17 protein-coding genes are annotated in these 23,898 nt (G+C 55.6%); 4 read left to right on the top strand and 13 right to left on the bottom strand.

Going from position 1 to position 23,898, the window contains the following annotated elements:
* Nucleotides 1-1,493: 1,493 nt before the first annotated feature.
* From Pla52nx_RS07310 to Pla52nx_RS07280, 7 genes are all read right to left on the bottom strand, one after another.
* Nucleotides 1,494-2,069 carry a Uma2 family endonuclease gene (locus Pla52nx_RS07310; protein ID WP_146522396.1) on the bottom strand — a complete coding sequence of 192 codons (576 nt, stop codon included), beginning with the start codon at nt 2,067-2,069 and terminating at the stop codon, nt 1,494-1,496.
* 63 nt (nt 2,070-2,132) lie between these two features.
* Nucleotides 2,133-4,433, bottom strand: a complete 2,301-nt coding sequence (locus tag Pla52nx_RS07305) for a dockerin type I domain-containing protein (RefSeq protein WP_146522395.1) — start codon at nt 4,431-4,433, stop codon at nt 2,133-2,135.
* A gap of 49 nt (nt 4,434-4,482) precedes the next feature.
* Nucleotides 4,483-5,910: a dockerin type I domain-containing protein gene (locus Pla52nx_RS07300; RefSeq protein WP_197454946.1), complete on the bottom strand. Its 1,428-nt coding sequence runs from the start codon at nt 5,908-5,910 to the stop codon at nt 4,483-4,485.
* Between the two features lie 146 nt (nt 5,911-6,056).
* Nucleotides 6,057-9,239 (bottom strand): serine/threonine-protein kinase, encoded by a 3,183-nt coding sequence (locus Pla52nx_RS07295; RefSeq protein WP_146522393.1) that lies wholly within the window; start codon nt 9,237-9,239, stop codon nt 6,057-6,059.
* Nucleotides 9,236-9,799, bottom strand: coding sequence for an RNA polymerase sigma factor (locus Pla52nx_RS07290; protein ID WP_197454945.1), 564 nt, complete (start codon nt 9,797-9,799; stop codon nt 9,236-9,238). Before Pla52nx_RS07290 ends, Pla52nx_RS07295 begins: the two co-directional genes overlap by 4 nt.
* Before the next feature lie 162 nt (nt 9,800-9,961).
* On the bottom strand, nt 9,962-10,369 hold the full coding sequence (locus tag Pla52nx_RS07285; protein ID WP_146522391.1) for a hypothetical protein: 408 nt from the start codon (nt 10,367-10,369) through the stop codon (nt 9,962-9,964).
* Between the two features lie 962 nt (nt 10,370-11,331).
* Entirely contained in the window at nt 11,332-11,481 is a 150-nt protein-coding gene (locus Pla52nx_RS07280; protein ID WP_197454943.1) for a hypothetical protein, read from the bottom strand.
* 623 nt (nt 11,482-12,104) lie between these two features.
* On the opposite strand from Pla52nx_RS07280, the gene Pla52nx_RS07275 reads away from it, so the two are divergent.
* Nucleotides 12,105-12,509, top strand: a complete 405-nt coding sequence (locus Pla52nx_RS07275; RefSeq protein ID WP_146522390.1) for a hypothetical protein — start codon at nt 12,105-12,107, stop codon at nt 12,507-12,509.
* A gap of 244 nt (nt 12,510-12,753) precedes the next feature.
* On the opposite strand, the gene Pla52nx_RS07270 is transcribed toward Pla52nx_RS07275, so the two are convergent.
* Complete coding sequence (locus Pla52nx_RS07270; RefSeq protein WP_146522389.1) at nt 12,754-13,812, bottom strand: hypothetical protein; 1,059 nt, start codon at nt 13,810-13,812, stop codon at nt 12,754-12,756.
* Nucleotides 13,813-14,517: 705 nt separating this feature from the next.
* Between Pla52nx_RS07270 and Pla52nx_RS07265 the strand changes: the two genes are divergently transcribed.
* The 3 genes from Pla52nx_RS07265 to Pla52nx_RS07255 all read left to right on the top strand — a co-directional run bounded on the left by Pla52nx_RS07265 (nt 14,518) and on the right by Pla52nx_RS07255 (nt 17,227).
* A complete protein-coding gene (locus tag Pla52nx_RS07265) occupies nt 14,518-15,294 on the top strand; it encodes a hypothetical protein (RefSeq protein ID WP_146522388.1) in 777 nt (258 codons plus the stop codon).
* Nucleotides 15,295-15,513: 219 nt separating this feature from the next.
* Entirely contained in the window at nt 15,514-15,915 is a 402-nt protein-coding gene (locus tag Pla52nx_RS07260) for a hypothetical protein (protein WP_146522387.1), read from the top strand.
* A 694-nt stretch (nt 15,916-16,609) separates the two neighbouring features.
* On the top strand, nt 16,610-17,227 hold the full coding sequence (locus Pla52nx_RS07255; RefSeq protein WP_342190359.1) for a hypothetical protein: 618 nt from the start codon (nt 16,610-16,612) through the stop codon (nt 17,225-17,227).
* A 1,036-nt stretch (nt 17,228-18,263) separates the two neighbouring features.
* Here the strand turns inward: Pla52nx_RS07255 and Pla52nx_RS07250 are convergent.
* The 5 genes from Pla52nx_RS07250 to gcvT all read right to left on the bottom strand — a co-directional run bounded on the left by Pla52nx_RS07250 (nt 18,264) and on the right by gcvT (nt 23,631).
* Nucleotides 18,264-18,950, bottom strand: coding sequence for a lipoate--protein ligase family protein (locus Pla52nx_RS07250; protein WP_146522385.1), 687 nt, complete (start codon nt 18,948-18,950; stop codon nt 18,264-18,266).
* A gap of 118 nt (nt 18,951-19,068) precedes the next feature.
* Nucleotides 19,069-20,526 (bottom strand): aminomethyl-transferring glycine dehydrogenase subunit GcvPB, encoded by a 1,458-nt coding sequence (gene gcvPB / locus Pla52nx_RS07245; RefSeq protein WP_146522384.1) that lies wholly within the window; start codon nt 20,524-20,526, stop codon nt 19,069-19,071.
* Between the two features lie 82 nt (nt 20,527-20,608).
* Nucleotides 20,609-21,985, bottom strand: a complete 1,377-nt coding sequence (gene gcvPA / locus Pla52nx_RS07240) for an aminomethyl-transferring glycine dehydrogenase subunit GcvPA (protein ID WP_146522383.1) — start codon at nt 21,983-21,985, stop codon at nt 20,609-20,611.
* Between the two features lie 55 nt (nt 21,986-22,040).
* A complete protein-coding gene (gene gcvH, locus Pla52nx_RS07235; protein ID WP_146522382.1) occupies nt 22,041-22,442 on the bottom strand; it encodes a glycine cleavage system protein GcvH in 402 nt (133 codons plus the stop codon).
* 70 nt (nt 22,443-22,512) lie between these two features.
* The gene (gcvT, locus tag Pla52nx_RS07230) at nt 22,513-23,631 is read right to left on the bottom strand and encodes a glycine cleavage system aminomethyltransferase GcvT (RefSeq protein WP_146522556.1); all 1,119 of its coding nucleotides are present in this window, start codon (nt 23,629-23,631) and stop codon (nt 22,513-22,515) included.
* Nucleotides 23,632-23,898: the final 267 nt, after the last annotated feature.

The following is a 23,898-nucleotide window of genomic DNA, read 5'->3' as shown; positions in this document are numbered from 1 at the left end:
AAGTCGATGCCATCGACACCCAAGGCGAACCTCACAAGAAAATGGCTCCCCTCTCCCCCGATATTTTCGCGAGACAAGCCAACCGTCGCCAACGACAACGTCGCGAAAATATTGGGGGAGAGGGGCAGGGGGTGAGGGGGCATGCGTCACCATCCGACGTGCGAGTGAACAACCGGGAAAACGCGAACGAAATTGCCGTCGGTTGGCAGAAGGACTCACGCGAAGGCGCTAAGGCGCTAAGCTGAGGTCGGAATCATATTCTTCGCGTCTTAGCGTCTTCGCGTGCGGAATCCGATTTGCGACAAATCGAGAGTAGAAGACGACCGGGGGAACGCAGGCTAACTCTTGGCAAGAGAATGCAGTGCAACGCAAGCCGGTGAACACGGATGATTCAACAGCCACTGCGCGATAGGGTCTGGATTTCGAGTAGAGACGTGAGAACCGGACGCTATCGCGTGGCGGCTGATAAGCCGGCCACCATCTCTGACCACTTCGTGGTCTTGCGCTACATGTCACAATCCGCAAAATGCAACCCGGTCTCGTCGGGCGATCACCTGCATCGTTTTCCCGAATCCAAACCACCATGCATAAAGTCGGGCGGAACGTATTTCGGCATGCACAGCATGACCTACGGAAATCGATGCCATCGACACCCAAGGCGAACCACACAAGAAAATGGCTCCCCTCTCCCCCGATATTTTCGCGAGACAAGCCAACCATCTCTAACGACAACGTCGCGAAAATATTGGGGGAGAGGGGGCATTCCACAAAAGCGTTTCCTGAATCCAAACCACCATGCGTAAAGTCGGGCGGACCGCATTTCGTCATGCACAGCATGACCTACGGAAATCGGTTCCATCGACACCCAAGGCGAACCACACTAAAAAATGGCTCCCCTCTCCCCCGATATTTTCGCGAGACAAGCCAACCATCTCTAACGACAACGTCGCGAAAATATTGGGGGAGAGGGGCAGGGGGTGAGGGGGCATGCGTCACCATCCGACGTGCGAGTGAACAACCGGGAAAACGCGAACGAAATTGCCGTCGGTTGGAGAAAGGAATCACGCGAAGGCGCTAAGGCGCGAAGCTAAGGTCGAAATCATTTTCTTCGCGTCTTAGCGGCTTCGCGTGCGGAATCCGATTTGCGACGAATCGAGAGTGGAAGACGACCGGGGGAACGCAGGCAAACTCTTGGCAAGAAAATGCAGTGCAACGCAGGCCCGTGAACACGGATGATTCAACAGCCACTGTGCGATAGGGTATGAATTTCGAGTAGATGCGTGAGAACCGGACGCTATCGCGTGGCGGCTGATAAGCCAACTACCATCTCTGACCACTTCGTGGTCGTGTGCTACATGACGCCATCCGCAAAATGCAACCCGGTCTCGTCGGGCGATCACTTGCAGCGTTTTCCCGAATCCAAACCACCACGCGTGAAGTTCGGCGGACCGTATTTCGTCATGCACAGAATGATCTACGATCGCTGTCCAACGCTACGAGCCGACATCTGTCTTGTCGTACGCGTCACGAAGGTCAAAGGGTAGACCAAGGCTGGCAAGCTGTAGCACTTGATCGATGCCGACCACTTCGCGTAGAAGCCAAAGGTTGTCCGGGGTACGTGTGTGCTGTTCCACTCGCGGTTCGTCCTGCCAGAAAATCAAATACTCTTTCAGCGAAGGAATTTGTCGGTAATGCCCGAACTTGCCACCTCGATCAAAGTCCGCTGTCGATGTCGAAAGGACTTCGACCAACAATACCGGATTCGTAATGACTTCGTCCGAGTCACCTTCGACAGGCGGGCAGACGACGGAAGCATCGGGATACGCCTGATAACCTGTCGCCTTGATATGAACACGCATGTCGCTGCCATGTACTTGGCAATCATGTCCGCGTAACACACGGTTGATCGAACTCGCGATATTGGTTCCGATCAGGCTGTGGCGTCGCGTTCCGCCTGCCTGTGAGAAAACATCGCCATTATAGAACTCGTGCCGCTCGGTCTGCTGCCGTTCCCACTCAGCGTACTCCTGGGCGGTCATTCGCAAACCAGGTTTCTCAGCAGGAGTCATGTCAGACCTTCATTCAAGCACGATTGGACACCTGAATTGTAACACGACGCGATGTTTTCGATTTCAAAACAGGGAGGCGACTTCTGTTGAAACGGTGGATGCCAGTTCCGTCCGCCTTTGCGGTGCCAATGCCCCCGCCGTCGGTGCCGCAACAAGCTCGGCTTCGCCAACCGCTTTTTGACGTGCAATCTCATTGATCACCAGCAACGCATCCAACGCACTGACTACAAAATCACCGTTCACGTCGGTGTAAACGTTGGTCGTATTGCCCACGACGTCAACCGACTTGCTCGATTGACTCCCAAGTAAATTGATCACCATCAAGGCATCAAAAGCCGTGACGAGCTGGTTTCCCGAGACGTCGAACCGATTCAAGTGATTCTGCCAAGGACTTGTGCTCGATCCTGTCGGCGGTGGTGTTGTGGGGTTCGTCGGTGTCGTGGGATTGCTGGGTGTCGTGGGATTGGTCGGTGTCGTGGGGTTGCTGGGTGTTGTGGGATTCGTCGGTGTCGTGGGATTGCTGGGCGTTGTGGGGTTCGTCGGTGTTGTGGGATTGCTGGGCGTTGTGGGCGTCGTGGGGTTCGTCGGCGTTGTGGGGTTGGTTGGAGTCGTTGGAGTCGTTGGAGTCGTTGGATTGGTTGGAGTCGTTGGATTGGTGGTTGGGTCTGCTTGGCAAACTTCGGTGTAGTAGTCCCACCAAAGTGGATCCTCCGACTGCAGACCTACCAGATCGCTGCCGGTGTAGTCGTCGCAGCGGAATCCGTAGTACATCCACCACTGAAAACCGCCTGGATAGGTTTCCGGCACATCATTCGTATACGTAGGCACCGTCACTTCGACGGGGGTGTACTCATAGCAGTAATCCGGGTTTGCATTGGGGTCATCGCACCACAGGTAGGGTTCGCCGATAGGGCTAGTGACACCTGGGCCGACGTCAAGTGAAATCTCATCGACAAAAACATTGACGCGAGTGGCTTCGTCAATCAACTCGGCTTCTGAGACAAGCTCAATGGAATAAGTTCCGGAGGGCAGGAAAACCACCGGCATTGAACGAGACTCCCCGGCCTGGAACGTTGCATTTGCCACCGGAGTACCGCTTGAATCCACGAGTGTGGCCCAGGTCCGTGCGCCGGTTCCGTTGTGCGGTTCTGAATCAAAATGAAGGTGGATGAATCGTGATGTTTCGACGGAGAAACTCAGTAGGCTGTTCCGATTGACCGAGTCCAGCCTCACATCAGCGACTTCTCTCGACTGGCGAATCCGAGGCCCGAAATCCATCACGAGTTCGAAATCGCCTGTCTGATACTGAGGCGAAGTTTCTGCTGGTCGGACGCGGACGAAGTAAACGTCGTCATTCCTGACATTCCTGGCTTGAACAACGATGGCACCTTCGCCATGGTGAATGACCTGAGAATCAACGATCTTGCCGTCTTCGTCAAAGACATCCACTTCTGCGATCAATCGGCCAGCACCATTGGCTTGCAGGGCGATGTTCAGATGTTCCAACTCCTCTGCAGCTCCCAGCGAGGGTTCTAGGCGATAGACAACGGGATCGCCGGAAACACCGATGGAGCCGACTGATGTGTAACGAAGTGTGGTCCCGACGTTGGGCAGCAGCGGGATCGCAGTATCGAATGCGTTGCCTGCGGAATCGGTCCCCTCACCAACATTCTCGCCGTCCGAATCGTGTTGCTCCTTGAACTCAATCCCGTTGTACAGATCCAGCAGCTTCTCCATGTCCGCGGCGGTTGGCGAGGTCACGTCGTGAACCCCATGAACGAACATCGGCGACAACGGGTCATCTGAATGCTCTAGCCCCAGCACGTGTCCGAATTCATGAAAGACGACGGCGAACACATCCTGTAAATCACTCCAGTTTGCATTGGAATTGAGCAAGATGTCGCCTGCCCAAGTGCCACGAACAATTGAGCTGTGGGGCACCGAAGTTGCAATCACGTCATCAGAGAGTGGAATGGCAGCGATTCGGATGTCGCCGAAACGCACATCTCCTTGCGTTGCTCCGGCGATACCGAAGCGTGCTCCGGAATCGGTCGTCTGATGTGCGGCCACCCCTAAGGGCTGCAACCAAGTATTCATCGCAGCGTCGACTTCGTTCTGCCACAGTGTCGAATCAGAGAGCTGGTCGAGCACGGAAAACAATTGGCTGGAGTGGCCAGCAACGTTCGTTCCGTCGGGTGCAAAGCTATAGGTCAACGCTCCAGGGTCAAACCAGGGAAGCGGATCAGAGGCACCGACACTGCTGCCGTGAAGTGCGATTCGCGCATGAAGCGACTCGACTCGCATCGTGCGTTTGGATGCACGACGCGGTCGATGTCGATTGATAAAGGGGAAAAGGATTGACATGAGCGAATCGTGTTAGGCCAATGACCCGCGGCGGAGTGACTGTCGCGGCTCAATCATCATTGGAACCAAAGCCAAAGGTCCCGGCAAGCTGATTCCCGACCCGGATCTCGGTCCCCGCCGCTACGGCAGGGAAATTCGCCGGAAAGGGCTTTGAGTCATCATTGAGCTCGAATTGCAAGCGTCCGCGACCACGACTGTCTGTCCGTAAAGTTCCTACGGTGACGCCGTCCACTGTAACCGAGTACTCCGCATTGGCGGGGGCGTCCTCGAGCTCCACTTTGAATTCCACACTGCTCATTGTACTCTCGTACTTCGCTTCTGCATCAACGCCGGACATTCCTCTCAACTGCGATTTCAGTTCAAGCACTGCACCTGCGGTCACACCGCCGTTGCTGCCTGTGTCGTCGCCTGAGCTGCTATCGGATGAATCGTCGCTGGATGAGCTGCCGCCGCCGGTCGAGGAGCTTGCACCGTCGAGCCGAAAGACCCCACTGAGCGTGTCGCCGATTCGAACTTGCGTTCCGACATCAACGTTTGGAAAATTGGCAGGGAACGGTTTCGAGTCGTCGTTCTGTTCGAATTGCAATCGCCCGCGGCCTCGACTGTCGGTCGTCAGCGCGCCTACGATCTCGCCATCCACCTGTACATCAAACGTTGTATTGGCCGGAGCGTTTCTCAATTCAGCGCTGAACTCAACGCCAGTGGGCGAGCTCTCGAATTTCGACTCGGCGTCAATGGAGGCATCTCCAATGAGCCGTGCTTTCAATTCCCTCGTATCGCTTGTTGAGGCTCCCGTGCTGCTGGAGGAACTGTCTGAGCTGCTTGAGGAAGAGCTTGACGAGTTGCCGCTACTGGACGAATCAGAACTGGACGAACTTGTGCTGGACGAACTTGTGCTGGACGATGAGTCGCTCGCTCTGACAAGCTCCGTCGTCATTCCCGATCGGATCTGCGGCATCACCGATGGGAGTGGCAGATCTTGGCCGGCACCGAGCTCGAGTTTGCCGCGTCCTCGTCCGTCTGTGGTGATCTCGCCGAGCCTGACATCGTCGACCCGTACTTCAAACGTTTCGTTGGGGGCCGCGTTCTGAACTTTGACTTCGACTTTCAGACCGGAGTCTTCGATCTCGAACTCCACCTTCACGCGAACACCATCCTCGCGGTACAGCCGCGCGATCGCTTCGTCGTTCGCATTGCTGTTGGAGCGATCGTGCGACAGCCCATTGATGACGTGCAGGGCGTCTTGAGCGGTGACTCGGCCGTCATCGTTGACGTCTTCGTAAGACGCGGAGCCACGTGAGTCATCGCCGCTGAGTCGATTGATGACGAACAATGCGTCTGCTGCTGAAACACGGCTATCGTCATTGACATCATGTGGCTGCAGGAAATTGTGAAATCCGTCACCGGCAAGCAGCATTCGCCCTTCAAGTGTCTCCAAGAAGGGGCCGCGACGGAAGCGTTTTCGGGTGACAGCCATTTGAATTCCTCGTTCGAAATGTTGGATTGTGGGATGCCGGTTCGACCAAGCAGTCGGTGCTGATTTTGGTTTCCACCCAACAGAAGCCGGAAAAGGCCGCATCGTCCGCCAAAGAAGTCGAGCTTTTTTACTCGGCGGCCTGCAAGCTAGCGCGGTTGATTCGCGGTTTGCCGGATCATTTCGGCACCCCCGATCAGCCGTTGAAATTGCGGACTTTGCCGTAAACTCAACAGGTCCGGGTCCCCGATGGCCACCCTGGCCAAGGAAGCGTCCGAGTTGATCGCGCGGGCCAGCCACATGAAGGCGAGGCCTCGAAGCTCAGACGGACTCTGTTCGACGCCTGAGTCCTCCAGCGACTCAGCGTGTGCGACCATCGCGTAGATGCCAGCGATCTGCATTTGCTCTCTGCCGCCCGGGGAAAGTTCTGCAGCCGATTGGGCGTCAGTGATGGCGTCGTGCCATTGCCCCACGCGAGCCCGCAAGATCCCTCGCGACGATACCGGAAATGCTGCTTGGGGACGCAATGCGGCAAGTCGATCAAGCGTCTTGATCGCTTGCTCTGGCTGGTCCAAAAACTCCGATTGCACATGGGCGATATTGAGTAATGCGTCGGCGTTGCCGCTATCGAGTCGTACTGCGGCCTGAAAATCGGCAAGCGATTGCTTGGGAGATTCACTCAGCATGCTGACTCCCCTGGCCAAGTAATCCTGGCCCCCGGATGGCTCAACGGATCTCGCGGCCGCTCGATCACGGTCCGCAAGTTTCGACTCACCCATCGCATCAAAAACCTCGGCGCGAAACAGCAACGTGCGCGTCCTCGGATCTCCGGCGTCGATCAATTGATTCAGATCCGTCAACGCCGAACGATGGTCACCCATGCGATGTGCGGCCACTGCATGGTTGAATCTGGCATTGGTGAGTCCTGGTTTGATTCGCAAACACTCTGCGAAATCATTCATCGCCTCGCGGTGCTTTCCAAGCTCCAGATGGCAGAGCCCTCGATTGAAAACCGTCGCGACCGTCTTGGGGTGCAATCGATCGCAGGTGTCGAAACTGAATAGCGATTGGTTCAAGTCCCCCATTCGCATGTTGGCAGCGCCCTGCTGAAACCAGAGAATTGCATTCGTCGGTTCACGATCCAGTTGGACGCTAATCAGTTGCAGCAGTTCGCTTGGAGAGCCGACCGATGTTGCTTCGATGGGGTGACCCTCATCGTCTGTGGCCACGATGCTAAACACTCTGCGAAGCGGATCGTTTGGATACTTTTCCTGATAAAAACTGGCGATGCGTTGATTTTGATGAGAGGCAAGGTCTCGAAACTCAGGTTCCAGTCGAGTGATTCGTCGATTCATTGCCTCAGCATTAGCGAGATGGCTTTGTCGCACACGGTCATCACCCTTGTCGGTATAGGCAAGGTCGATCTCGGTGGCGGCGCTGAGATACAGCAATCGGGCGAGTTGGCGTGACAAGCGTGCTTGTTGATCCGCATCCAAACGATCCGCATGAGATCGTTGCCGCCAATGTTCGGAATCGACGTTCCACTGCTGTAGCAATTCGTTGGATTGCTGAAGTCCATCCGTCAGGATTTCCGGCTCAAGCCCTGGCGAGGACAGTGCCATGACCGTCGCTGGAAACCTTGCCGAGAAATGCTGCCACATGACTTCGGCGTTCAGACGCTCATTGCGAATCCTGCCTTGCCACCAGAAAAATGTGATCGCCAGCAACGCGCTCATTGCCACCATCGTCACCGTCGACGCAGAAGCCAGCCGGGGATGTCTCCGTGTCCATTTTCGCAATCTTTCGCCCAGCGAATGATTCGGTGCGTAGCGCAGCAGGAGGTCCTGGCGGTGCCGACGCAAGTCCTCCAGCAGCTCCGAGCCGTCTTGATATCGATCCGCCGCCTGCGGTGAAATGCATCGCTGGACGATCGCCGCCAGTCCCGGCGAAACATGCGAATTGAGGCGACTGAGCGACCGTGGTGTTCGCTTGCGATCGGCAATGACCTGATCCAAGTCAAAAGACAAACGGCTATCCGGGCAGGAAAACGGCAAGTGCCCGGAGAGCAATTCGTACAGAATCACACCGATGGCGAACACGTCATCACTGGGAAACGATTGAGCTCCCGTGCGAAGCGAATCGAGTTGTTCAGGCGACATATACGGCAACGTTCCACCGACAACCCGATTGTCAGTTTCGTCCGTGATGATCGCCAGATTGAAATCGAGCAAGACGGGCGTGCCGTCGTCCGTCACAAGAATATTCGCTGGCTTTAAGTCACGGTGAACGATCCCGCGCCGGTGCGCGTGCGCGACGCCTTCCACAGCCCCGATCGCCAGCGTGACCAGAGCATCCACGTAGCCAAGATTGGATAGCGTCAGCAATTCGTCTGTCGTCCAATCCTGCTCCGCCCTCATCGAGCCGGGATCAGAAACAGTGGAGTCTGGCGTCTCAGAAATGAGTTGCGATTGCGAGTCTGCGACGAGTTTGATCGTGGATTGCCGACGAGCCAGAATCGTTGAAATCAGTTCCTCCGCCGGTCCGTCCAACGCCGCCCAACGCTCGCCGCTGGCGGACACTTCGGCAAGTGTGGTGGTGCCAAGAAACGGCATGCAAATGCACGAAAGGTTCCTTTCCCGATGCACCGAAAAAATGGGGATGATGTTGGAGTGCTGCAGTCTTGCTAGTTTGTCTGATTCCCGTGTCTCCAGCGGCGTCACCTTCAAGACAACAAATCGATCGGCCAAGTCGGATTGTCGAGCAAGAAACACTCTCGAAAACGCACCTTCGCCCAGTTGAGCAACCAATTGATAACTCGCAAAGAGGTCGCCGACATGGGGATACTCAGTCGGCTGTTCGCCGGACGACCGACCGGGAGTGTATCGACGAGAGGTTGCGTCGCCTTTGTTGTCGCATTGATTGCCGCAAGCGTCGACCTCCGAATCGTCTCCCAGCGGCAGTTCGATCCAACGACTTCCATCAATACCGTAGCGTGATGCCACCGTTGTCGCCTGAACATCTTCGCCATGCAAGCGTCGCAGGCGGTACTCTTCGTACGTGATCTGCAGCAAGCAATGTTCTTCGGCAAACACGTCCGGATACGCATCGATGTATCGGCTGGCATCTCCATCGCCTTCTTCGTCAAACCGATGTTCCAAATCGACTCGGGCCAACTCGGTGACGACTGCCGCATAGGCGGGATCATCAATCGGCGGCGTATAGAGCGAAAAATCTTCGATCGGCCCACGGTCTCGATCACGCTCAAATTGAGACAGCAGAGACTCGATCCGCAGGGAAGCCTCTCCGGTGAGAGAGTAGCGTTGGTCAATCACGTCAGTTCCAATGACTTTCGAAGCCGATTGCGAAAGCCCTGCAGTATTCGTTCCACACTGCGGCGTGACGTTGCATTGCGTTCCGCAATCTCCTTGACCTCAAACCCATCGATTCGATCTCGAACGACAGCTTGGTGATCTTCGGGCAAGCTCAATAGAACTTCTTCGATGGTGATTCTCAGGATTTCTGAGGTGTCACCCACATCGCCTGCGTCGAAATTGCCCAATGTCTGCGTCTGGCCTGCGTTTCGCTTTGCCGCTCGATGGAACTCGGCCACCGAGCGGACCTTGTTGAGGGCGATGATCAGAAACAGTTTCCACAATTCGTCACCGTCAGGAATCTGATAGTGCCCTTGGGATGCCCGTCGGAAAAAGGTCCGAAAGATTGACTGGACGATGTCCTCGGGATCGACTCGCGATGCCAGGGCTTCTCCCGAATTTCGATTCGCCAGCGAAAGCAACTGCTTGGCGTACCGAGAGTAAATCGCCGTGGCAGCATCTTCGTCTCCTGCTTGGAAACGAATCAACAGTGTGGCGTCGCTCGCAGACTTGTGGGGCATCAGCAATTCACCGTCCTGCAGTTCATTTTTCAATGGTCTAGTCGCCGCACCACCGCAGCGAGATCGTCATTGTACATCCAGCGAGATTGTTCAACCAACGAAATCACTCGCCTCCGGGGCGCGGTGGCTGACCGGAGGCATGTGGGCACCGTGAGACCGGATTCAGTTCCTGGGCTGCAGCCTGGCGAAAAAGAGCTGTCGTCCGGTATCAAAATCGTAGACGCGAATGACGTTTCCCGCTCGCATCCGTGTGATCCGATCTCCCAGTTCCGTCTCCAGGTTCAAATCAATCATCCCAAAATTATCGACATCCAGGATCCCCAAGACGATGGACCCACGTCGGACGATGACCGTCTGAACAAAGAACAGATCCTCCATTTCGCAACTGAACTTGCGAACGCTTCCTTTCTCCTCATACTTCACGGCCCCCGATGCCAGGGGTTCGACCTGCCGAGCAAAGCTTGTCGGCGAGAGGTCGGTCTCGAGTCGAACTCGATTTTGAGCCTCAGCGGATGCTTGACCCAAGAACAACATTGCGGCGACCAACAAAAACGTGTGTTTCATGTACATGATGTGCAACCTTTGAAAAAAAACAGCTTCCGTGCCGAACAACTCCTGTGCACGCAATAGAAGCCGAAAGCACATTCGGAACCCGCCAAGAAAAAAAAGAAATTTGGTCGAACAAGCGGGTCATGCTGGGCACGACGGATTCCGTGCAACGCGATCGGTCGCGTCCGGCGTCACCAAGAGCATTCCCTCGAATCTAGACCACCATGCGTTAAGTCCGGCAGGCCGCATTTCGTCATGCACAGCATGACCGACGAAACCCGATTTCATCGACACCCAAGACGAACCACACAAAAAAATGGCTCCCCTCTCCCCCGATATTTTCGCGAGACAAGCCAACCGTCGCCAAAGACAACGTCGCGAAAACATTGGGGGAGAGGGGGCATTCCACCAAGGCGTTTCCCGAATCCAAGACACCAAGCGTTAAGTCCGGCGGAACGCATTTCGTCATGCACAGCATGACCGACGAATCCCGATTTCATCGACACCCAAGACGAACCACACAAAAAAATGGCTCCCCTCTCCCCCGATATTTTCGCGAGACAAGCCAACCATCGCCAAAGACAACGTCGCGAAAATATTGGGGGAGAGGGGCAGGGGGTGAGGGGGCATGCGTCGCTATCCGATGTGCGAGTGAACAACCGGGAAAACGCGAACGAGATTGCCGTCGGTTGGCAGAAGGACTCACGCGAAGGCGCTAAGGCGCGAAGCTGAGGCCGAAATCATTTTCTTAGCGCCTTCGCGTGCGGAATCCGATTTGCGACAAATCGAGAGTGGAAGACGACCGGGGGAACGCAGGCAAACTCTTGGCAGGAAAATGCAGTGCGACGCTGGCGCGGTGAACACGGATGATTCAACAGCCACTGCGCGATAGGGTCCGGATTCCGAGTAGAGACGTGAGAACCAGACGCTATCGCGTGGCACGCTGATCTGTGCAGAAACTAACCAGCGGTGATCGCTCCGCTCTACCGTCGGCTGCCCTCTTTGACCACTTCGTGGTCTTGCGATACATGGCACCATCCGTACAACGCAACCCGACCGCGATGGACTTCACCAGGAGTCTTGGCCGAACCTTGGCCACCACGCGTGAAGTTCGGCGGGTCGCATTTCGTCATGCACAGCATGACCTACGGTTACTACGGCTAATTCAGGACGATAGAATTTGCCACCGATAGGTTTGTCAACTGCTGCCGGGGGAATACGAAGTGAATCGACGCGATGACAATCCGATCTTGTTGTTATGGGGGTTGTTTCTCGTCGCCCCACTCTGGCTTGGCCCAGTTCTTGCGGGTGCCTTCTTTTGCACACTTTGGTGGCTCATTCCGGCGGTACTTGACCAGCCTCACAGGCTTCGAGCAGACAACATGGAAGAAGCAGCCGGGCTTGGCTCCAGCGTCCTAGCATCTGGAATTGCAAAAGGCTCCCGACTAGTCGCACCGTGGGGCACGCTGGCGTTGCTGGCCATCTGGGTCTTGGCATCGGCCACGAATAAGGTTCGCTCTCGCAGTGCATTGAGTGGAGACAAAGATTCGTCGAAAAAGAAAATTGAGTGAGAAGAAGCAGTTGGGAGTCGAGTCGATTGCACGACACAAGTGCAATCACGGCACGTCAGCTTTCTCTCGTTCATCTGCGTGCGAAATTTCTTGAATTTTGTGTCCGTTTGAAAGGCTCCTTGGGCATCCGTTGAGTGGGCGTCTATCAATTTCGATTCCCACCGAAGTTTTCAGGGAGAATAGCGATGCATTACAAACGAACCGCTCCGTTGGCGGCGATCGGACTATTTGCGTTTTTCGCAATTTGCTTCTCGAATCAGGCGAGTGCCAAGTCGAACACGTACACGACTTGGAAAAAGGTCTACAAGGTCCAAGTCGAATACTGGTACTGGGACACCGAGAGCTACTACTGGGGCGACTACTACGAATCAGAAGACTACGGAGCCGCCAACTTCGTCTACGCGGTCTTGCAGAACGCAAAAAACACAGGGATCCTGAATCAAGCGGCACCGCACACCAATTGGAAATTCATCGCTGTCGACGTCCGTTTGGTCGTCCAGTGGCAACCGATCTGCCACACCATCGATCTCTCCGATGAGCAAAATCCCCGGCAAACGATTGATCTGAGTGACTACTACTCGCGTGAGTAGGAGTATGGGGACAGAGCACTAAGCTTGGTAAGCTTGGGGGCAGGGCACTAAGCTGGGGCGGTTGGGTTAGTCCCATTTGGTGATTTGGGATAGCGAGCGGTCTCGGGTGGAGCTTAGCTTGCGTTGATCGACGTGATGGGCGTTTTCGCCATAAGTTTTGGGCGAAGGGTGCAACTGATGCCCAGAACGCTAGCGGCGTCGCTGTAGAGAACGACTTAGAAAAGGTGCTGATCGCGGGAAGCTTTTAGCCCGTTGGGATCAGATCGCGGATCCGGCGGGGCAGACGGAAGCGACGTTGGGTTTGGCAACTGCGATACTCGTCCACCGCACACGGATTGCCGGCGACCGTTTTGAAGAGTTTGCCAAAGTCCGCTACCAGCTCACACCAGACCGAGGACTCCAAACCAAGTCTCTGAAGGATGGGGGCGAGATGCTGCGGTGTCTGGCCGCGTTTGCCTTCTGCGATTTCGCGAGCCGTCCAGTCCAGCAGTTCAAGGTATCGCTCTAGCGAGAACCACAGGAATCCCTTGTCGCTGCAGCGTTTGCCGGATTGACTTGGCACCGGACCGGTCTCGCCGTCCGCTTCGTCGTTCTCCACAGGTGAGAGAAACGAATCGTCATGCCGCAGTCCATCGTTGTGGCTTTCGACAAGTCGTTGCGTGTGAGTTTCGATTCGACGTTGTGCCGATGTGTGATCGCTTTGCTCGATCGTCTCGGCCATCGCGGCCCGGATCGGATTGAGGTCCACGTAAGCCGCACAGGCCAGCACCGCAGATTCATCGATCAGTCGAACGGCTTTGTATCGATCTTGGAAGAACCGCCCCATCTCCTCGTCTTCGGCATTGGCCCGTTGAGCGACCCGTTGGTTCAGCAATCGCATCCACCACGAGATATTGCTCAATCGTGAGCGGATATCCGCCAGTTTGACCGGGCAGTTGCGAATCGCGTCGAGCTCGGGCTTGGAGGGCTGACAGGGATTACCGTCGGCATCCTTGCGATGGGGGCACAGCATCAACCATCGCCGGGCGACTTCCGTGTCATCCCAATTTTCGACGACGTCCGGGCGTGATCTGAGGATGAGGTGGTAATGATTTGAAAGAATCGCGAAGCAGATCAGGTCGATCCCAAAGCATGCAGCGAAATGCTGGAGGTATTGTTCGATCCAGATCTTGCGATGGTCGAAGTTTTTCCCCGAGGCGGGATCGTCTCCGAACAAAAAGCACCGTCTGACGGTGCGAGCGATCACGTGTGCGAAGGCGACTTCGTTGGGATCGAAGACCTCCGCGCGAGCGAGTCGTGCCATGGTGTGAGCCCCCAAAGCGATGAGTATTAGATGAGGCTTATCTTTCTATCACCTGAGGTGGAACCGTCAACCCTCGATAAAGTGCTGTGTCCCCGGAAGTTCATCTCCCCAATTTAGAATTGAGACGTCTTGAGTTCGCCAGGAAGATGATTTGAGCGAGACATATGGGTCAGGAGCCTTTTCGGTTGATTAGGCAGATTTCCGGCTCAACTTTGGTGCGGCCCATAAACCATTCGCTGCCTTGCAATCAACTCAGTATGCTTTGTGGCAAAACCTATCTCGGAAATGTTTAGATGGTGAAAGCTGCAGCCGTATGCCGTGCGGAACCGCGCTCGCGACGACCTAGCCACAGAGATCACGGAGGACACAGAGGGTATTGTAATCTGTCGTGCTGCTGGTCTTGCTGCGGGATAAACGCACGGGACATTGTTTGTTCATTTTGTGCCCACGAAGTGCACGAAGCACACGAAAAACGTGGGTCGATTTCGCTGATGTGAAAGAATTTCAATTTGGCAATCATCAAGCGGTCGCAGTACTTTTTGTGTCTCTTTGCGATTTTCGTGGCTGATCACTTCACTGTTACCTGTTTCCAATCGTTTGCCGACGTTCAGCCATCGAGCGAATGATACAAATCCGTATCAGCTTATGACGACGGTTTCGTCGTAGAGACCATACAAACCGGACGGCGGGACGCTTCGCGTTGAGTTGCTGCGTCCGCTCGAATGGATCGAAGCTCAACGGGCGGCGGTGGGTGAAACCATCACGCTGACGCTCTCGGAGATGGGGATCGAAGGTTCGGCACAGGTGCTGGGTATCGAACCCTGTCCGTCGGTCTCTGGCGGCAACGGTTCCCTCGTCACAGGCCGCTTCCTGCACAGCAGCGGCGAAGTGATGGAGTTGCGATTGGCCGGTCAGGCGGAGCCGATCGGCGTGACGGCGATCCACCCGATCTACAGCGTGGATCGTCAGAGCTACGTCCCAGCAGGCGAGTTGTTCCCCGGAGAAACCGTTGCCACTCTCAGTGGCGAAACCAACGTCGCCGCCATCCACTCCACCGGCCACAGCCAAGCCGTCTTCAACCTGGAAATCCAAGGCCAACACGTCTTCCGGGTGACAGAGGATGGGTTGTTGGTGCACAATGACTGCGGCACCACGAGTGTAGGTTCTGAACAGACAACCATCATCGGAAATGGTCAATATTCAAGAGTAGTGCCATTTGCTAAGGCTACCGGGGCTCGGACCATCGAGAATGGAATGACGGAGACGGATTGGGAGAAACTTTCTTCTCGTGAAAGGTACAAACTGAATGACGGAAACTTGCGCGAGCGCATTCGGGAGGGAGACCGATTTCGTAGTTTGGGGCCTGATGGCCGAAATAGAAAGCTTGACCTCCTCATCGCGGAAATGAATCGCTTAAGAGAACGCGGAATTCCTGTTGAGGAAGTGCCGCAAGACGAAATTCTTAATGTCATTGGTAGATAGAGATTTATGAGGATCGGCAGTTATTTTCCCCGTGTAGTAACGGACGTTTTTGGAGACTGTTTGCTCCAGCACGGAGCATTGCGTGATACATCGCATGAACGCCGCTGTTCCGTTTTGTTTCGATCGGCGACATGGTTTGTCGAGGTGCTGTTTTTATGGGAAGACTACCCTCAATACTGGCCACGCGTTGAGATTGGACCGTTCCCATTCTTGGACGTCATGGACCGCAATCGACAGGTCAATATTTTGTTCACCGTTCCAGAGCAGTTTTCAGAGCTACGCGTATACGGTCCCCGTTGGCAGTATGCCAATGAATCGGAGATGAGAGTTTCCATGACGCGAGTGCGTGATGAAGTGTTCTTGCCCTACGCCGTTCCTGTATTGCTGGATGGACAACAGTTAGTGGAAATCGTACGTAGGCGTTCTGAACAGGTAAACGCAGAATGGAGAAAACAAATCAACGATCATAATGACAGTATTTATCGCACGAAAGCTTCCGAGGCATTTCGGGAAAAGCGATTTACTGATTTCATCGTCCAAATGTCGCTGATCCCGGATGAGCGAAAGACAGCTTTGGAAATCAAGAAGGTCGCATTTGCACGTAAGCAACTCCGCAAATAGAGGTAGTTCATTGAAACGTCAAGGGAGAGCTTCGCTGGGATCAGGCCTTGCATTGGGTTTTCGGCGGCTTTAGATTCAACAGCCGTTTGTCAGAGAAAAGATGTCGGACACCGAATTGAAAGAATGGGTAAAGATCAGGAGGGGCGTGATCACTTTCGTTGACGGCCTTGGGGGCGCATCGTCGATTCGAGATCGAACTTCCTCGCAGTCGACTCCACCCAGGTCTCGTCGCCCAAAGGGCCAGTGGGGACAGAGCACTTTTCCTGGGCTGACTGACAGTGCTGGAGTGGTAGAGCCGATCTTCTCATTTCATTCTCGTCACCTTGGGGACAAGCCATGACTCGACTTGTTGGCGTGGAGGTCTTCGGTCCCACTGAAGCCACGATCGCTCGCGTGATGGCCCGCACTATCAGACGGTGCTTCTTAATCGCCAGAGGGGACGGAGCACTCGGCCCCTTACGGCGACAGAGTGCCCTGTCCCCAATCGCGTCCCGCCGAGCCGAGCGACGACATGCCGAGTCGCCGTCGTGACGACGACGGGCAGCATCGATTGAGGACAAACTGCAACTGAAAACCCAATGCAAAGCCTGACCCCGGCGAAGCCCTTCCGCACCGAGCTAGGTCGACTACAGGAACGGGGAATTCCTGTCGAAACGGTGTTAAACGAAGAGATAATCCAGATCTTAGGTAATCAATGATGCGGGTGAATCAGTACTTTCGCAAGGTAATCGATGAGGTCTTTGGAGAAGTCTTATTGCATTACGGTGGAGTGGTTGAGGAGGCCAAGACTGTGTCGAATGTCGTTCGTTATTCCACCAGCAGTTGGTTTGTTGAATTCTGCTATTTAGTAGAGGAATCGCCGAATTACTGTCCACACGTAGGCATCGGCCCTCTCCCGGAGTTAAGTCCAATCGAACGAGATCGTCAAGTTGATATTCAATGCACAGTCCCGGTCGAAGCTTCCGATCTCAAGAACTACTTTCTGAATTGGCGATACGCGGACGAGAATGAGATGCGTCGTTCCTATGAGAATGTGCGTGACATCGTCTTTGTGCAATATGCGGCAAAGTTTTTGCTCGATAGAGATTCCTTGAAAGCATTGGTAGTATCATGCTCTGATGAATGTAATCGAAAGTGGAGAAAGCAAATCAACGATCACAATGACAGTATTTATCGCACGAAAGCTTCCGAGGCATTTCGGGAAAAGCGATTTACTGATTTCATCGTCCAAATGTCGCTGATCCCGGATGAGCGAAAGACAGCTTTGGAAATCAAGAAGGTCGCATTTGCACGTAAGCAACTCCGCAAATAGAGGTAGTTCATTGAAACGTCAAGGGAGAGCTTCGCTGGGGTCCGGCCTTGCATTGGGTTTTCGGCGGCTTTAGATTCAACAGCCGTTTGTCAGAGAAAAGATGTCGGACACCGAATTGGAAGAATGGGTAAAGATCAGGAGGGGCGTGATCACTTTCGTTGACGGCCTTGGGGGCGCATCGTCGATTCGAGATCGAACTTCCTCGCAGTCGACTCCACCCAGGTCTCGTCGCCCAAAGGGCCAGTGGGGACAGAGCACTTTTCCTGGGCTGACTGACAGTGCTGGAGTGGTAGAGCCGATCTTCTCATTTCATTCTCGTCACCTTGGGAGCAAGCCATGACTCGACTTGTTGGCGTGGAGGTCTTCGGTCCCACTGAAGCCACGATCGCTCGCGTGATGGCCCGCACTATCAGACGGTGCTTCTTAATCGCCAGAGGGGACGGAGCACTCGGCCCCTTACGGCGACAGAGTGCCCTGTCCCCAATCGCGTCCCGCCGAGCCGAGCGACGACATGCCGAGTCGCCGTCGTGACGACGACGGGCAGCATCGATTGAGGACAAACTGCAACTGAAAACCCAATGCAAAGCCTGACCCCGGCGAAGCCCTTCCCGTCGAAGGCGCTAAGGCGCTAAGCTGAGGTCGGAATCATATTCTTCGCGTCTTAGCGTCTTCGCGTGCGGAATCCGATTTGCGACAAATCGAGAGTAGAAGACGACCGGGGGAACGCAGGCTAACTCTTGGCAAGAAAATGCAGTGCAACGCAAGCCGGTGAACACGGATGATTCAACAGCCACTGCGCGATAGGGTCTGGATTTCGAGTAGAGACGTGAGAACCGGACGCTATCGCGTGGCGGCTGATATGCCAACTACCATCTCTGACCACTTCGTGGTCTTGCGCTACATGACTACATCCGCGAAACGCAAACCAGTCTCGTCGGGCGATCACTTGCAGCGTTTTCCCAATTCAAACCACCATGGGTGAAGTCGGGCGGAACGTATTTCGTCATGCACAGCATGACCGACGGAAGCCTTTTCGTCAGTGACGGTGCCACCAGGAATCTGAATCGAATCGCTCGGTGCGGATGGGCTGGGCTTTTTGCTTGAGCTCATCGGGCACCTGAGACTTTTGCCAGTGGATGTTGTGCAACTCCGCGAAAGCCTGTGCAAATTCGTCGGCGATCTCCTTTGCCGAGAGACTGGCAGATGTCAGGTCGTGGATGCCGGGCAACTCGGGAGCCCATCGGCTGGCTTTGAGCAGCAGGCTGCCGTGCTGCAGGACCGCGGTCTTGGTTCTGCGTTGGGCGCTGCCAAGGATCTTGTAGCCGCTGACGACGAGATCTTCGTCGGTTCGGCGTTGGAAGCACAAGAACGCTTTGTCGGATCCGAACGGCTTGGGGTCGTCTCGAAACGGATGCGCCGCGACTCCGTGCTCGGCGAGGATGCCGGCGATGCTCGCGTGGACATCGCGATAAAGTTCACTCCGAGCGCCGGTTTGATTTCCGGGCATCGGCATGGCAAGTGAGTAGGTCAATTCATGATCATGCAAGATTGCGCCACCGCCGGTACTGCGGCGGACTTTGGCGACCTCCGCGAAACGCTCGCCGGGTAGCTCATACGACTGAAAGTAACCCAACGAAAGCGTCGGTTGATTCCAGTCGTAGAATCGCAGGGTCGGAATCTGGTTGATCGTGACGTCGTCGAGGATCGCTTGATCGATCGCCATGTTCTCGCCGCCCTCGAACGACTGCAGCAGAAACAGCCGGCCTGTTCTTTGTTCGGTCGATGAACTTGACGATGAACTTGACGATGATTTTGACGACGGTTCGCTCACGGCACTGGTCTTACTGCTGGGGTGGCGTCCAACGTAGGATCGGCTTTCTCGCTGCTGAGACGTCATCGGGGCGGCTGATCGCGGTGGAAAGTGGAGCTTGCTGGATGGCTTCCTCCGTTTCATCGACCACGCGGAACAGGGCTTCGGCAAAAGCGTCCAGTGTTTCTTTGCTCTCCGTCTCGGTCGGCTCGATCATCACGGCTTCATCGACCACCAAGGGGAAATAAACCGTCGGTGCGTGAAATCCGAAGTCGAGGATGCGTTTGGCGATGTCCATCGCCGAAATGTGCTTCTCTTTCTTCAGACGCGATGCCGAGGCGACGAATTCGTGCATGCATCGATCACCGTGCGGGACATCGAGCATGTGTTTGACTTTGCTGAGCAAGTAATTCGCGCCCAACACGGCGTCTTCACTGACACGTCGCAACCCGTCGGGGCCGTAGGTGCGAATGTAAGCGTAGGCGCGGATCAGAATGCCGACGTTGCCAAAGAAGCTACGCACTCGGCCGATGGAACGCTCGGGAGTTGTCAACTCGTATCCATCTTCTGTACGTGTGATGACCGGGCCTGGGAGGTAGTCCGCCAAAAACTCGCGGACACAGATCGGTCCCGCGCCGGGACCGCCGCCGCCGTGCGGACCAGAGAATGTCTTGTGAGGATTGAAGTGCATCAGGTCCGCGCCGAAATCACCCGGACGCGTGATTCCCAAGATCGCGTTCATGTTAGCGCCATCAAGGTAAATCAATGCTCCGTGCTCGTGGACGAGGTCGGTGATCTCGCGAATCTGCGAGTCGAATAATCCTAGCGTGTTGGGATTGGTCAACATGAAGACGGCCGTTTGCTCATTCAATTTCGCTCGCAAGTCCGCGATGTCGACAAGTCCCTCGGCATTGCTGCGAACGGTCTTGGTGGAGAAGCCGGCCATTTGGGCGCTGGCAGGGTTGGTCCCGTGCGCGGAGTCGGCCGTGAGCACCACCTTTCGATCTTCGCCGAGATCGGCAAAGTAGTCCGCAGCGACCAGCAATGCGGTCAACTCACCGTGTGCACCTGCGGCGGGTTGCAGCGAAACACCCCGCAGACCGCTGATCTCGCCCAACATGTGCTGCAGCTCGTGCATCATCTCCAAGAGTCCTTGGATCGAGCGAGCATCTTGCAGCGGATGCACATCAATCAAACCGGGCAGCGACGACAACCGCTCGTTGCGTTTCGGGTTGTACTTCATCGTGCACGATCCGAGTGGATAGAAATGCGTGTCGACGCTCATGTTCAACGTCGACAGGTTGGTGAAGTGACGTACCACGTCTCCTTCGGCCAGCTCGGGCAGCGGTGGTGGTTGGTCGGCCTTGAATTCCGCTGGCAGGCTTTCACAAAGTGTGGCCGCGTGGCCTTGCAGTTCGGGCAGCCGGTGGGCGCGTCGACCGGGACGGCTCATTTCAAAAAGCAGTTGAGTGGCTTGTTGGTTTCTCATTTCAATTCCATGGAGCCCTTCAGTACGTCAGGCTTTCTAGCCTGACATGCGCTGGGGGATTTTTTTTGGGGAGTAGGTCAGGCTAGAAAGCCTGACGTACGGTTTGGGCGATGGTGGCGGATTCGAGGGATTCCATCCAGGCTTCGATCTCGTCGTCCGTTCGCTTTTCCGTCAATGCGACGAGGAAGCAGTCGTTCATGTCGGGGTCGAACTGTTCCATTGGGACGCCCGCCAGGATTCCTTTTTCCGTCGCTGATCGCATCAGCGATTCGACATCGTTTTCACGGTCGCGTACGAGAAACTCTTTAAAGACAGGGCCGGAGTGAACCAACTCGAATCGGTCGCTTTGCACGATCCGCTCACGTGCTTGTTGTGTTCTGGCGACGCAGTGAGTGGCGGTTTCCTTGAGACCTTGAGGTCCCAGCAGGCTCAAGTAAACCGTCGCGCGCAGTGCCAACAGCGTTTGGTTGCTGCAGATGTTGCTGGTTGCCTTTTCGCGGCGAATGTGTTGCTCTCGCGTTTGCAGCGTCAGGACCCAGCAGCGGTTGCCACGGCGGTCGGTCGTTTGACCGGCGATTCGTCCAGGCATGCGGCGGACCAGTTGGCTGGTGCAAGCGATCATGCCGAGGTAGGGGCCGCCGAAACTGAGCGGGTTGCCCAAGCACTGTCCTTCGGCAACCGCGATGTCGACGCCGTAATCGCCGGGGCGTTTCAGCAATCCCAAGCTGATCGGATCAAAGGCTTGGATCACCAAGGCACCTGCCGCGTGTGCCGCGTCGGTGATCGCCTGCATGTCCTCCAGGCGTCCGTAGAAATTGGGATGCTGGATCAAGACACAGGCGGTTTGATCGTCGATTGCGTCGATGATCGATATGCTCGTTCCGTCATGGTCTGTTGGCACGACAACCAATTCGGCATCGATGTGTTTCAGATAGGCATCGACCACATCTCTGTATTGAGGATGCACTGCACCGCTGGTGACAACTCGGGTGCGGTTCTTCATCGTGGCCAATGCCATCAAGACGGCTTCGGTCGCCGCCGAACCACCGTCATAGAGACTGGCGTTGCTGACATCCAAACCGGTAAGTTGCGAAACCAACGTTTCGTACTCGAACATCACCTGCAGATTGCCCTGGCTGACTTCTGCTTGATAGGGCGTGTAAGACGTGTAGTACTCGCCCCGCGAAGCGATCTCGTCCACGACAGCGGGGATGAAGTGATCGTAGGCACCGGCTCCCATGAAACAAACATGGCTGGCTGCACCGGCGTTCTTGGCGGCCATGCGACGAAAGTCACGATCCAGCACGATCTCATCGGCGGCCGCAGGCAAGTCCATCAAGTGATCGAGCTGCACGTCCGTGGGGACTTGGTCGTCGATCAATTGTTTCATCGACTCAGCACCGATCGACTGCAGCATCTCGCGTCGATCATCGTCGGTGTGGAACAGATAACCTGTCATGAAAAACCAAATGGTGAGAGAGAGCAAAGTGGGTTGGATGCAAACGAAGCGGAACTCAGCCGGCCTCGGCACACTGTTTTTCGTAGGCGGCGTGATCCATCAATGCGCCCAATGACGCTTCGTCTTCGATTCGGATCTTGACGATCCAACCGAAGTCATACGGGTCGGCGTTGAGCTGTTCGAGTTGATCGGGCAGATCCGAGTGAACTTCGATGACTTCGCCGGTCACGGGGCTGTACAGAGGGCTAACCGCTTTGACCGATTCGACTTCACCGAACTCTTCGCCTGCAGTGACTTTCTTGCCGACATCGGGTAAGTCCATGTAGACCAAATCGTTGAGTTGTTGGATCGCGAACGCGGAGATGCCGACCGTGGCGATTTTGGAGTCACCATCATCAACAACATCTGCCCATTCATGCGTTTCTGCGTACAGCAAAGTCGACTTGTCACGTGCCATCAGTTCAGAATCCTTAGCGGGCGAATCAAAACGGGGGGGAATGAGAAAGAAAAAGAGGCCTGACCCCTTTTTAAACGGGTCGCTTGTAGAAAGGCAGATCGGTTCGTGTTGCATCGACACGCTTACCACGGATGTCGATTTGCAAAGTGTCATGGGTTGCCGCGGACGCATCGACCATGGCCATGGCAATGGGGCGATCCAAGGTCGGCGAGGGGCCTCCGCTGGTGATCACGCCGACGGAGTTGCCAGCCTGATCGAGCACTTCGCAGCCTTCGCGTGCGGGACGCTTGCCATCGGGCAGCAGTCCGATGCGGATCTGCTTGGGTCCTGTGGCTTTGATTTCTCTCAGGGCATCGCCACCGATGAAGTCACGTCCATCGAGATCGCAAGCGAACCCTAGTCCGGCGGAGAACGGGTCGATGGTTTCGTTGAGTTCGTGGCCGTAGAGCGGCATCGCGGCTTCCATCCGCAAGGTGTCGCGAGCGCCCAATCCGGCGGCCATGAATCCTTCGTCGCGTCCGGCCAGTAGGATGTTCTCCCAAATCCGTGGCGCTTCTTCGGCCCTGACAATCAACTCCAAGCCATCCTCGCCGGTGTATCCGGTTCGGCTGACCAAGGCGGGTTTGCTGAATTGGTTGGTGATGACCGCGTGATAGTATTTCAAACGCGTCGGGTCGTATGAAAACAAACGTCTGCACGCCGCCATGGCTTTGGGGCCTTGGACGGCGATCATCGCGGTCAAGTCGGTACGGTCCGTGACGATGACTTCCGGGAAATCCGCCAACAGGGGCTCGATCCAGCGGATGATTTTTTCACGGTTGGACGCATTGACCACCATCAGGTGGTAGGGATTTTGCGACGGCGTTTCGACGTGATAGACCAACACGTCGTCAAGGATGCCACCGTTCTCGTTACAGATGAGCGAGTATCGCACGCGTCCGAGCGGCATGTTGCGGATGTCACGCGTCAGCAAACGGTCCAGAAAGGCAACGCTGCCGGGGCCGTCGAAACGAAGTCGTCCCATGTGAGAAACATCGAACAGTGCCGCTGCGTTGCGACAGGCCTGATGTTCTGTGACGATGGACCCGTACTGGATGGGCATTTCGTAGCCCGCGAAGGGCACCATTCGCGCACCCGCATCGCGGTGCCATTGATCCAAGGGCGTGCTGGCAAGCTGGGAGGGACTCATCGCGAGTTCACCTGGAATGCGGGTGCAAAAACCATCCACCGCCGTTGCCGCCAGACGCATGGAATTTGCCGGTGGTCAGGACACACCGAAATCCCAAGCGGCGCCGAAACACCGGTTTTGTATAGGCCATGATGTCAACGATCGGTTTATCGCCACGCGGGAGGTCTCCTCACGCGGCGATACCTCAAGTGTATCGATGATCCAAGCAGAGAAAAGCCCCGATTGAGGACTGATGCAGAAATCGCGTTTCTCAGTGGGAATTTGGAG

The sequence above is a fragment of the Stieleria varia genome, from assembly GCF_038443385.1.
In the GTDB taxonomy this organism is placed as follows: Bacteria; Planctomycetota; Planctomycetia; order Pirellulales; family Pirellulaceae; genus Stieleria; species Stieleria varia.
The sequence above is the reverse complement of the archived record's forward strand: the minus strand, read 5'-3'. Positions and strand labels throughout refer to the sequence as shown.